This is a genomic window from Streptomyces bungoensis (assembly GCF_001514215.1).
In the GTDB taxonomy this organism is placed as follows: Bacteria; Actinomycetota; Actinomycetes; order Streptomycetales; family Streptomycetaceae; genus Streptomyces; species Streptomyces bungoensis.
Genome location: NZ_KQ948863.1, coordinates 103,056 through 114,649, shown reverse-complemented (window position 1 = coordinate 114,649; position 11,594 = coordinate 103,056). Strand labels below are relative to the sequence as shown.

The 11,594-nt window shown below is 70.1% G+C and carries 9 protein-coding genes and 2 pseudogenes; 6 read left to right on the top strand and 5 right to left on the bottom strand.

Translation table 11 applies throughout. The features are described from left to right. Positions 1 to 86 precede the first annotated feature (86 nt). Positions 87 to 1,238: a PP2C family protein-serine/threonine phosphatase gene (locus AQJ66_RS24175; RefSeq protein WP_061926364.1), complete on the bottom strand. Its 1,152-nt coding sequence runs from the start codon at positions 1,236 to 1,238 to the stop codon at positions 87 to 89. A gap of 191 nt (positions 1,239 to 1,429) precedes the next feature. Beyond that, complete coding sequence (locus tag AQJ66_RS24170) at positions 1,430 to 2,557, bottom strand: LLM class flavin-dependent oxidoreductase (protein WP_061926193.1); 1,128 nt, start codon at positions 2,555 to 2,557, stop codon at positions 1,430 to 1,432. Between the two features lie 557 nt (positions 2,558 to 3,114). Here AQJ66_RS24170 and AQJ66_RS24165 point away from each other — a divergent pair. Then, the gene (locus tag AQJ66_RS24165) at positions 3,115 to 3,822 is read left to right on the top strand and encodes a glutathione S-transferase C-terminal domain-containing protein (protein ID WP_079060383.1); all 708 of its coding nucleotides are present in this window, start codon (positions 3,115 to 3,117) and stop codon (positions 3,820 to 3,822) included. A gap of 200 nt (positions 3,823 to 4,022) precedes the next feature. Beyond that, a pseudogene (locus AQJ66_RS24160) lies at positions 4,023 to 4,846 on the top strand (DUF1684 domain-containing protein). 68 nt (positions 4,847 to 4,914) lie between these two features. On the opposite strand, the pseudogene AQJ66_RS38970 reads toward AQJ66_RS24160, so the two are convergent. Beyond that, positions 4,915 to 5,010 (bottom strand): annotated as a pseudogene (locus AQJ66_RS38970). A 281-nt stretch (positions 5,011 to 5,291) separates the two neighbouring features. Further along, a complete protein-coding gene (locus tag AQJ66_RS24155; protein WP_061926188.1) occupies positions 5,292 to 6,815 on the bottom strand; it encodes a chitinase in 1,524 nt (507 codons plus the stop codon). Positions 6,816 to 7,372: 557 nt separating this feature from the next. Between AQJ66_RS24155 and AQJ66_RS24150 the strand changes: the two genes are divergently transcribed. After that, on the top strand, positions 7,373 to 8,074 hold the full coding sequence (locus tag AQJ66_RS24150) for a lytic polysaccharide monooxygenase (protein WP_061926185.1): 702 nt from the start codon (positions 7,373 to 7,375) through the stop codon (positions 8,072 to 8,074). Between the two features lie 240 nt (positions 8,075 to 8,314). Further along, on the top strand, positions 8,315 to 8,722 hold the full coding sequence (locus AQJ66_RS24145; RefSeq protein WP_061926181.1) for a DUF2690 domain-containing protein: 408 nt from the start codon (positions 8,315 to 8,317) through the stop codon (positions 8,720 to 8,722). Between the two features lie 399 nt (positions 8,723 to 9,121). Here AQJ66_RS24145 and AQJ66_RS24140 read toward each other — a convergent pair whose 3' ends face one another. Further along, the gene (locus tag AQJ66_RS24140; RefSeq protein WP_061926178.1) at positions 9,122 to 9,682 is read right to left on the bottom strand and encodes a TetR/AcrR family transcriptional regulator; all 561 of its coding nucleotides are present in this window, start codon (positions 9,680 to 9,682) and stop codon (positions 9,122 to 9,124) included. A 110-nt stretch (positions 9,683 to 9,792) separates the two neighbouring features. On the opposite strand from AQJ66_RS24140, the gene AQJ66_RS24135 reads away from it, so the two are divergent. Then, a complete protein-coding gene (locus AQJ66_RS24135) occupies positions 9,793 to 10,479 on the top strand; it encodes an SDR family oxidoreductase (protein WP_061926174.1) in 687 nt (228 codons plus the stop codon). A 27-nt stretch (positions 10,480 to 10,506) separates the two neighbouring features. Next, positions 10,507 to 11,508 carry an NADP-dependent oxidoreductase gene (locus tag AQJ66_RS24130; RefSeq protein WP_061926173.1) on the top strand — a complete coding sequence of 334 codons (1,002 nt, stop codon included), beginning with the start codon at positions 10,507 to 10,509 and terminating at the stop codon, positions 11,506 to 11,508. Positions 11,509 to 11,594 lie beyond the last annotated feature (86 nt).

The following is an 11,594-nucleotide window of genomic DNA, read 5'->3' as shown; positions in this document are numbered from 1 at the left end:
GTTCGGCGCCAGCGGTCTCCAGGGCTTCGGCCATGTTGATCCACAGGGTCGGAGGTGCAGCGTCCATCCGTCCCGAGTCGCCGTACTCATCTTCTCCCCGCGCCACTTCTCCCTGCTCCGCTCGAGTGCATGACGCGGCCGTGACGGCGGTGTCCGTGGCTGTCGGGGTGGCGGTGGAGGGCGACGAGGGCGGCGTCGTCGTTGAGGCGTCCGCGCGTGTGGGCGAGAAGATCTCGGTGGACGTGGTGGAGCAGCGATTCGGGGCCGGTCGTGTTCCAGTGGGCGACCCGCGTTTCCAGGGGATAGAAGCGGCCCTCGCGGTCGCGGGCCTCGATGACGCCGTCCGTGTAGAGCAGCAGGGTGTCGCCCGGCTCGAAGGGAGCCGTGTCGATGGTGTAGGCGTCCGGTCCCGTTTCGGTGGCTCCCAGCGGTGGTGCGGGGTGCAGGCCGGGGACCGAGAGAGCGCCGTCCGGACTGAGGAGCAGAGGAGGGGGATGGCCGCAGCTGATCATCCGGACGCTGTGGTCGTCGTCCGGAAGTTCCAGCAGCAAGGCGGTCGCGAAGCGCTCGCCGGCTTCCGCGGTCGGCTCGAAGTCGGCGAGGTAGCGGGTCACGCTGTGGTCCAGGGCGGCGGTCAGGTCGGGAAGGGAGGTGTGCCGGTGGGCGGCTTCGCGGAAGGCCCCCAGGAGTAGTGCGGCCTCGCCGATGGCGGACAGCCCTTTGCCTCTCACGTCTCCGATCATGATGCGCACGCCGCCCGTGATGCGGGTGGCCGCGTACAGATCGCCGCCGATCTTCGCTTCGTCCTCGGCGGCCATGTACAGGCAGGCGATCTGCAAGGTCCCCATGCGTTCCGGCAGCGGCCACAGCAGGCCGTGCTGCGCGGCCTCCGCCACCGACCGCACCTGGGCCAGCTGGCGCTGGCGTCGCTCACGCACCATGCAGAAGAACACGCACAGGACCGAGAGCACCGCCAGGGCCAGGATCTGGACCAGCACGTTGCGTGAGAAGAGGACACCGAAGTGCCAGCCGATGTATGCCTGCGCCGCCACGGCCAGCGAGCCGATCAGGCCGGTGAGCCGAGGACCCGTGAACGAGGCGGTGATGGCGGGGGCGATCACGAGGAGCGGACCGAGATGAATGTCCTCCGGGACCAGCTGGTCCACCAGCGTGATCACCACGATGAGCACGATCGGAATCAGCAGCAACGCACGGCTGGACCGCCGTAGCCGCCACATGCCGGCGGAGCCGTCCTCCTTGTTCACAGGTTCCACAGTGCCACCAGCGAAGCCGCCCGACGAGCGGAGGTGCGTCGTCCGCCGCGTCTGCCGCCACGCGCCGGTTCGCGAACGGCGGAGGCGAGGTGGTGCGGGAAGGGGCGCCGGGCTTCCGGCGCGGTGTCGCACCCGCGGCCTTCCCGTCCTCCGCCCTACCTCTTGCGCCACTCCTCGGCCTGCAGTTCGTAGGACCGTACGCGGTCCGCGTGGCCGTGGGTGATGGTGGTGATCAGCAGTTCGTCGGCGCCGGTGGCCTCCTGGAGCTGGGCCAACTGGTCGGCGACCCTGTCCGGGGAGCCGACGAACTGGGTGTCGAGGCGGTCCTGGACCAGGGCCCGGTCCGCGTCGGACCATGCGTGGGCGCGGGCCTCGTCGGGTGTGGGGAACTGGATCGCGCCCTCGGCGGTACGGATGCTGCGGACCCAGGGGCCGTAGCCGGTGGCGAGTTCGCGGACGGTCTCGTCGTCCTCGGCGACCACGACGTCGGCGGAGACGCTGACGTACGGCCTGTCCAGGACGTCGGAGGGCTGGAAGGCGGCGCGGTAGCCCTCCGTTGCCTCCAGTACCGTGGCCGGGCTGACGTGGTAGTTCGCCGCGAAGCGCAGACCGTTGCGGCCGGCGACCTCGGCGCTCTCGCCACCGCTGCTGCCCAGGATCCAGATCTCCACGTCGGCCCCCTCTCCCGGCACGACGTGGGCCTCGACGCCGTCAGCGGATCGATAGGTGCCCGCCAGCAGTGCCAGGATGTCGTCGATCTGCTCGCCATAGGCCTGCGACTGGGCGTGCGGCTGCTGCAGCAGCTCGCGCTGGAGGGCGACGCGCGGGGAGCCGAGCAGGTGCGCGAAGGAGAACCGGGGCGGGATGCGCAGACCGTTCGGAACGCGGCCGTCGACCACCGGTGTCGCGGTGGGCGGCGGGGTGGCGGCTCCTGCGGGCGGGCGTCCGCCGGAGCGGCCGAGTCCCAGGTCGAGGCGTCCGGGGTGCAGTCCGTCGATCAGGCCGAACTCCTCCACCGCGGACAGGGCGGTTCGGTGTCCCAGTTGCAGGGCACCGGAGCCGAGCCGGATGGTCGAGGTCGCGGAGGCGGTCAGGGCGAGAAGGACAGCGGGCGAGGTGCCGGCTACGCCCGGATTGAGGTGGTGTTCGGCGAACCAGTAACGGGCGTACCCGAACCTCTCGGCCTGCCGGGCCAGGTCGATGGAGTTGCGCAGCGCGTCGGTGGCGGCGGAGCCGGACGAGATCGGCACCAGGTCCAGGACGCCGAGGGGGATGTGGGACATGGGTGAGGCCTCCTCAGCGGTCGGCGGGGACGGACACGGGGGCGGGGACGGACCTCTCCAGGACGGGACCCCGGGGAAAGGGGGGGATCGGGGATGTCGCGGCGCAGCGCCGGGGCGATGGCGGACCGCCAGAGCTCGAGGGAGGCGCGGTGCCGGTGCTCGGTCGGTCCCCCGGCGTCGGCGTGCGGATGCAGCACGGTGTGCCCGCATCGCTCGAAACCCACCTTTTCGGCGAGCAGCGCGTTGTCGAGCGCCTCGCGGAACCGATCGCGAGTGGTCTGGTGTATGCCCGTCACCGGGTCGGGAGCGTGCAGGACCAGAGTGATCGCGAGGAGCTTCATGACGCCACACGCTCGTCGCGCGATGCGTCGGGACGCGTCAGGCCGAGGTGGTCGCGCAGGGTCGGGCCCCCGTACTCCGTGCGGTACACGCCCTGTTCCTGGAGACCTGCCAGCGGTCCGTTCGATCCGGACCGTTGCCGCAAGCGCAGTCGCTCCGCGTTCGGCCGCTGGCGCCCATAGGTCAGCGGTGGCCTCCTCGTTCCCCATGGGAGAGTCATGCCCCGGACAGCAGCCGTACCGTCCCCCCTCCCCCACCGCTTCCACAGCCGTATCGGTGCCGGTCTGGCCGGCGGCTTCTACCCGGCACCGCATCGTTACGAGTTGTTCCTGTCGGCGAGTTGTCCGTGCTCGCTGCGCATCTCGATCACCCTCGGCCTGCTCGGTCTGACGGACTCGGTCGCCACCACCTTCCTGGCACACCCCGCCGAGACCCCGGACGCCTTCGCCGCACTGCGCCGCGCGTACGAGGCCACGGTGCACCACTACGACGGACCCCTGACGGCCCCCGCGCTGCGCGACAGATGGAGCGGGCGCATCGTCAGCAACCACACCCCCGACATCCTCCGCGACCTCGCCGGCCTGCTGTCCGGACACGACGCAGCACGCCCCGCCGTGCAGCGGCCGCCGGCCTGCGCCACGGACATCGACGCTCTCGGTGAGCTGGTGGAGCGGGACCTCACCGCGGGCGCCGAGCCCTCAAGACGATCGTCGGCACTGGATCTGCTGGAGCGTCGGCTCGCCGGGCACCCCTATGCGCTGGGCGAGGAACTGACGGCCGCGGACGTGGACCTGTGGGTGGCGCTTGTCCATCTCGGGCCGGCCGATGCTCTCAACGCGCGGCCCCGGCTCCGGGACTACGTACGACGCCTGGGCAACCACCCCGCCTTCCGGGGCAGGCAGAACCCGGTGTCTGACGCGGCGTGAGTCATCGAACTCAAGGTGCCGCGGCGTCAGATCGCACACCAGGTCGCGTCATGCGGGCCGGCCGTGTCGTCGAGACGGGCAGCCCTGAGGATCTGCGCACCGAGCCCGGCCACCCGTACACCCGCGAACCGCTCGCGGCCGATCCCCGGCGGCCGTCACCTCACGACCGCATCCCATCGGCAGGAGACGAAGGAGCACGCATGACCGTCCAGGAGACCACAGCAGAGCCGGCGGCGTTCACCCGCGACTGGCAGGAGTGGCACACCAGGCAGGAGAATCGGCTCGCCGCCCCGCACGGATTCCTCGCGGTCACCGGCCTGCACTGGCTCGACGGCGAACCGCAGCGCTTCCCGGACGCTCCGGGCACCTGGTCGACCGGCCCGGACGGGGTCGTGGTGATCCTCGACGAAGGGGGGAACTGTTCGTGGACGCAGCCCCCGTACGCGGCGAGCACCGTTTCGGGGTGCTCCCGGAGCGCGGCGGTGTCGACGCGGTCTGGGGCGACGCCGTGATCGAGGTGGCCAAACGCGGCGGCAGCGACATCGTCCGTCCCCGGCACCCGGACGCCCCGCTGCGCACCGCCTTCACGGGCACGCCCGCCTACGCCCCGCATCCCCGCTGGGTGGTGACCGGCCGTTATACGGCCTTCGACGAGCCGCGCCCGACGACCGTGGGCGCGGCGGTCGAGGGCCTGGAGCACGTGTACGACGCCCCGGGCCGCGTCGAGTTCGAGCTGGAGGGGCAGTCCCTGGCGCTGACCGCGTTCCCCGGCCACAGCCCGGGCAGTCTGCTGGTGCTGTTCACGGACGTGACCTCAGGAGTCACCACCTACGCGGCCAACCGCGCCCTCGCCCTCGAGGCGCCCGCCGCCGACGGCACGGTCGTTCTGGACTTCAACCGGGCCGCGAACCTTCCGTGCGCCTACACCGATCTGGCCACCTGCCCGCTGCCGCCGGCCGGGAACCGGCTGCCCGTGGCGATCGAGGCCGGCCAGAAGATCCCCCGCGAGCGGGGCGGTTCCTGAGGCCGCTCCCCCGCTGGGCCCTCCTTGCCGTACCGACGCGCACTGGCCACCGGCCGGACGGGTCGCGGCGGAGAGGGCAGGATTCGAACCTGCGTGGGCCCCGAAGGGGCCCGACCGTGAGCCGAGCTCGCTGGTCCCCGATCAACCACTCCGGGCACCTCTCCCTGATCCCGGCTCTCGGTCTCCCGTGCCGGTCACAGGAACAACAGTGGCAGGAGTTGCTGACCGCGCCCTGACGCGTCGCTGACGGTACCGGCCGAACCGTGCGGGATTGGTGGTGCGTGCAGGCCGGCCGGCTCACACCTCGTCACCCGCCCGTCTCGTGCCGCAGGGCGGCGGTCAGGCCGCCCCGGCACTCACCCAGGTGCTCCGGTGCGGTCGGCGTCCGGGTGAGTGCGGTCATGGCCGGGTGGGTGGTGGCGCCGTCCGACTGGGGGAACGGCGGTCAGCAGGCGCCGAGGTCCTGCCAGACACCCCACTCGCCGGTGGTGCCGGGTTCCTCGCCGGTCGTCCACCACTTGGCTTTCCAGATGTGGGACTTGTACGAGACCTGCTGGCCGCCGGTGTACACCTTGTCCTTGGCCCACGGGGCGTCCGTGCACTGGCTGCCGGAGCCGCCGGTGATGCTCAGGGAGTAGGTCGCCGAGTGGCTGCCCGACGTCCCCGAGCCGGTGACGGTCACGTTGTAAGTGCCCGAGGCCGCGGCCGAGGTGGTCGCCAGGGTGAGCACGGAGGTGGCGCCCGCGGTGAGCGACGTCGGGCTGAGGGAGGCGGTGACACCCACCGGGGCTCCGCTGACGCTGAGCTTCACGCTCTGGGCCTCGCCCTTCGTCACTGCCGTCTTCACGGTGGCCGTGGCGGACCGGCCGGCCGCCACGGACCCCGAGGCCGGGCTGAGCGCGACGGAGAAGTCGTCGGACGGTGTGGTGGTGCCGCCGGTGAACGGCGCGAAGATGTGCGTGAAGTCCCACTGGTTCTGCTGGATTCCTGAGCAGTTGTCCGCGGCGGCCCCGCCCGCGCAGCCGCCGTTGTCTCGCTGCAGCGCCCAGAAGGACAGGGTGTTGATGCCCTTGGAGACCGCCCAGTCGTACACGGTGCGGGCGTTGCTCAGGGTGAAGGTCTCCGCGTTGCCGAAGTCGTCGACGCCCGGCATCTCGGTGACGCCTACCGTGTTCCACAACTGGGCCGGGGTCTTGCTCGGGTACAGCTCGGCGAGCAGGTCGTACAGACCCTGGGCGGCCGTCTGGGTGTCCTTCGCCATGTCGTGGGGCTGGTTGTCGTAGTAGTCGAACGTCATGAGGTTCACGACGTCGACCCGGGTGCCGTTGCTCACCGCGTTGCGCAGCAGCGCCTCGGCGTTGTCCGCGAGGCCGTGCGTGGTGGTCGGCAGCGTGTAGGAGATCTCCACCTTGCGGCCGTTGGCCGCCGCCCAGTCCTCCACCAGCTTGATGGCCTTGTTGCGGCGGTCGATGGCGGCGGTGTTGTCGAGGGAGTCGACCTCGACGTCCATGTCGAGCCGGGAGATGTCGTAGGTGGTGATGACCTTCTCGTAGGCGGCGGCGATCTGCTGGACGTCGGTGCAGCTGTCGGCGATCTCGGTGCCGGTGGTGTCGGCCGCGTAACCCCCGAACGAGGGGATGACGTCACCGCCGTTGCTCTGGATCGTCTTGACGTCGGCGCCGAAGGTCGAGGCGGCGATCGGCATGCTCGTGTCGCCGTTCCAGTAGGGCGTGCAGGAACCCTTGGACGCGGTCTGCAGGAACGCCATCGTCAGGTGTTTGGAGCCCGACCGGGCGGACAGGGCGGCGGGGCTCTCGCCGGTCCAGGCCTCGAAGTAGGGGGCGAAGACGTGGTCGGGCAGTGGCGTCGCGGCTTGGGCGGTGCCGGTTGCCGTGAGGGATAGGCCTAACGCGGCCGCCGTGGTGGCGGCCGCGGTGAAGGCCGCGCTGAAGGAGCGCACGAGTCTCATGTCAGTCCCGGTGTGTGGAGGGGGTGGCCAATGTCCCTACGGGGGCGGGGGTGTTGCCGACTACTGGGATAGCGGCCGCCACAGGAGAGAGTCAATGGTCTGGACCAAAAAGGGACTAGACCACTACGCCGCCGCTTGGCGTCTCGTCCCTGCGCAGGACGCACGACGACGGGCTGGACCACGCCCGGAGGGTCAGCCAGGGGCGCGCCATGGAGCGACGTGACTCCGTCGGCTCTCGCACGAGGGGAGCCGTCCGGTACTGCAGAAACCTGTCGCACCCGGCAGACGCAACGTCACGGAGGGCGGACCGTTGGGCCGGTGGCGCGCGGGGGCGCGAGAGAACGAACCCTCGGCGCGAACCCTTGACCGGGCCGGGCGTGACGCTATGGTCTAGACCTAACGGACATCAGGTCCAGACCTATGCCGCGCATCGCCTCGGGCCCATGGCGCCGGTCGAGCCGAGCGGGACAGGCGATGCGGACCACGCACCGCGCTGGACGGGCAAGACCGGGCTCGACAGGCGCCGGTTCCGAAGACTCCGAAGGAAGTGACACGGTATGAACAAGGAAAGACGAGCGGCTTTCGTGATCGGTGCGCTGGTCGCTCCGGTGCTCGCCGTCAGCGTCCCGGTGGGCACGGCCAGCGCCCACGGCTGGGTCACGCTGCCCACCAGCCGGCAGGAACAGTGTGCCGAGGGCGTCGTCGACTGCGGTCAGATCAAGTACGAACCGCAGAGCGTCGAGGGGCCCAAGGGCCTGCAGAGCTGCAGTGGCGGACACTCGGAATACGCCGAACTCGACAACGACAGCAAGGGCTGGAAGGTCACGCCGGTCGGCACGACTGCGACCTTCACGTGGCACAACACGGCACGGCACGCCACCGCCAACTGGCAGTACTTCATCGGTGGCCAGAAGATCGCCGAGTTCGACGGGCACAACCAGCAGCCGGCCGCAGACGTCAGCCAGCAGGTGGACTTCGGCGACTTCACGGGCCGCCAGAAGGTACTCGCGGTGTGGAACATCGCGGACACCGCGAACGCCTTCTACTCGTGCGTCGACGTGAACATAGGCGGTGGCGGCGGTGGCGGTGGCGGTGGGGACACCTGCACCACGCCGGCCTGGGACGCCGCGCGGGTCTACAACGGCGGTGACACCGTGTCCTACGGCGGCCACAACTGGCGCGCCAAGTGGTGGGTGACGGGCGACACGCCCGGCACCACCGGCCCATGGGGTGTGTGGGAGGACCTCGGGGCCTGCTAGACGGCAGATGAGCGAGAGCGGTGCTCCGCCGGCTTCGTCCCCGCACACCGGATGACGGCCCTTGCCGGGAAGAGCACCGATCTCCTAGCCACGTGGCCGGGCCGAGGGACGGGGGTGACGTCCAGATGTCCTGAATGAGACCTGTAAATGGTCCGTTGTCCCCTTAGTGTCCATGACACCTGAGACGCTGCCACTCAGGCAGCGCTCTACCTCCAGGGGGGAACGTTGAACAGACGATTGATGGTAGGGCTCTCCTCCGCCGCACTGCTGTTGGGGACGATCGCCTTCACCGCCCCGGCTGCCGAGGCGTCGGCGACCGGCACCTGCTACGGCTCCTCATGTACCGGCGTCGAGCCCAACGGCACCACGTGCGCCAGTGACGCCATCACGGCCAAGCAAGTGACGTCCGGAGGACGCACGATCCAGCTCCGCTACAGCCCGTCATGCCGCGCCGCCTGGGGCAAGATCACCGGCGCCAGCGTGGGCGACTGGATCAGCGTGAGCAACTCGAGCGGCGCCTACGAAGAGCGCCGCGTCAACTCCGGCAGTGACCAGCACACGGTGATGGTCAACGACGCCGGCATCACCTCGTCCGCCTGCGGCTTCCGTAACGAGACCACACTGCTCGCCTGTACCGGCTCCTACTGAGCCGCCGGCTCACACTCGAAATGCCCCGGGCTTTCCCCGCTCCTCTCAGGGAAGGCTCGGGGTTGAGCCTGCTCAGGCAACACCTCGACCACTCCGGAGCCGGAAGTGCTGCGCTTCCCGAAGCCATGTCCGGCTCTTGGGACGACGGCATCGCGGCGGCGCAGCAGCTCCCGGGCGACGGTGTCCCGCTCGGCCTTGCCCGTCACAGGAGCGGCGCCGATGGCGTCCGCCCGTCACCACGTGGACGCGCGCCGCTCCGCTCGTGGACACCCATCCCGCCAGTGATCGCCGACCGCTGCGTGAAGCGTTCGACAGACGTTGTCCAGCCAGAACGGGGAGAGGTCCGCGTCCCGGAGTGGCCTGGCGCGTGCATGTGGCCCGCGCCGGTCGCCTTGTGGATCAGTCTGTTGCCGTCAGGGCCGCCCGTGCGGTGGTGAGGATCTCCGTGGAGAGAGGCGAGTCCTTCGTGGCGCGAGCCAGGACGAGGGCTCCGAGCATGGTGCACAGCCGGGTGATGCCGTCCTGGTCCTCCGTCGCGAGTGCGTCGGCGAAGGTGCGCACTCCCTCGGCGTAGAGGTGGTGAGCCTGCTGATTGCCGCTCGTGCGCGCCATGTCGGCCGCGAGGCCGGCGACAGGGCAGCCGTCACCGGCGTTGTCGCGGTGCTCGACGGAGAGGTAGGCGTCGATCAGCTCCCGCTGGGCGGCCTCGCGTTGCCCGGCGTGCCGCTCGATCCCGGCCGCGTGCCGTTGGGCCAGTTCGTCGAAGGCGTGGGCGGTCGCTTCGTCCACGAGTGCTTCCTTCGAGGGGAACTGCTTGTAGAAGCCGCCATGGGTCAGTCCCGCAGCCTTCATCAGGTCGGCGACGCTGACCTGCGTGCCCTGCTCGCGGAACAACCGGGACGCGGTCTCCACGACCCGTTCGCGGTTCTCCTGCGCCTGTGTCTGTGATACGCGGCCCATCGGTCACCTCCTTCTGGATGTCAGTCCTCATCTATCCTATGCTGAGATTAGATGTCATCCATAATCTATTCAGCGTCGCGCTCAGGCGGCGGCTGTACAAGGAGCGGACCATGGAACTGAAGGACGCGGTCGCTGTGGTGACGGGAGCCAACCGGGGACTGGGGCGCCGGCTGGCGATCCAGCTCCAGGAGCGCGGAGCCAAGGTCTACGCGGCGGCGCGCCGCCCCGAGAGCGTGGACCTGGCCGGTGTCACCCCGCTCGCCCTGGACATGACCGACGAGGAGTCGGTCCGCGCCGCGGCGCGCATCGCCTCGGACGCGACGCTGCTGGTGAACAACGCCGGAATCTCCACCGGCACCCCCTTGCTCGCCGGCGACCCGAAGGCGGTGCGTCTGGAGATGGACACCAACTTCTACGGGCCGCTCACGGTGACCCGGGCCTTCGCACCGGTCATCGAGGGCAACGGTGGCGGCGCCGTGCTGAACGTCCTGTCGGTGCTGTCCTGGCTGCATCCTGCCGGCCTGGGGGCCTACGCGGCAGCCAAGGCCGCCGCCTGGGCCCTGACCGACGCGGCCCGCGAGGAGCTGGCGCCCCGCGGCATCACCGTCTCGGCACTGCACGTGGGCTACATGGACACCGACATGGCCAGTGGCGTTCCGGCGGATCAGAAGGCCGACCCCGCCGACGTGGCCGCCCAGGCCCTGGACGGCATCGAGCGTGGTGTGCCCGAGATCCTCGCCGACGACCTCACCCGGCTCGTCAAGCAGGGCTTGGCCCTGGCGCCGAACTCGGCCTGAGCGCGGAATCCACGAGAGGAGACGGCGATGAGAGCCTTCATGGTCGAGCGCTACGGCTCCAAGGCCCTGCGCGCCGCTGAAGTACCGGAGCCGCAAGTCGGCCCGGACGACGTCCTCGTCCGGATCCACGCCGCGAGCGTCAATCCACTCGACTTGAAGATCCGGGACGGGGACTTCAAGGCCATCCTGCCGTACCGGGTCCCGTTCGTTCTGGGCAACGACCTGGCCGGCACGGTGGTCGAGGTGGGTGTGGCCGTGAAGGGGTTCTCACCGGGCGACGAGGTGTACGCGCGCTGTGACAGCGACCGGATCGGCACGTTCGCCGAGTACCTCGCGGTACGCCAGGACGACGTGGCGCTCAAACCGACCGCACTGACCATGGCCGAGGCCGCGTCCCTCCCGCTGGTCGCCCTGACCGCCTGGCAGGCCCTGGTCGAGCGGGCACAGGTGCGGCCGGGCCAGAAGGTGCTCGTCCACGCGGGCTCCGGCGGCGTTGGCTCCATCGCCGTCCAGCTGGCGAAACACCTGGGTGCGGACGTGGCCACGACGACCAGCACGGCCCATGTCGACCTCCTGAGGAGTTTGGGCGCCGACACAGTCGTCGACTACAAACAGCAGGCGTTCGAGACGGTCCTGCACGACTACGACGTCGTCCTCGACCCACTCGGTGGCGAGAACCTCGAGAAGTCCCTGCGGATTCTCAAGCCCGGCGGGAAGGTCATCGGCATTGCCGGCCCTCCCGACGCCGCGTTCGCCGGGGAGCTGGGAGGCGGTCCGATCCTCAGGGCCGCCATGGCCGCCCTGAGCTTCCGAACCCGGTGCCGCGCCCGACGCCGTCACGTGACGTACGAGTTCCTGTTCATGCGGGCGAGCGGGGACCAGTTGCGCGAGCTCACCGCTCTCGTCGAGAAGGGCACGATCCGGCCCGTCGTCGATCGCGTCTTCCCGTTCGAATCAACAGGAGATGCCCTCGAGTACGTCGAGAACGGGCGCGTGAGAGCCGGCAAGGTCGTCGTCACGATGACGTGACAGAGCCAAGGTGGCCACATACGACTCGTTGGAGCCGTCGGCCCGGGAGTCCTCGGCGAGACGACCCTGGTCATCTGTCGCCAACG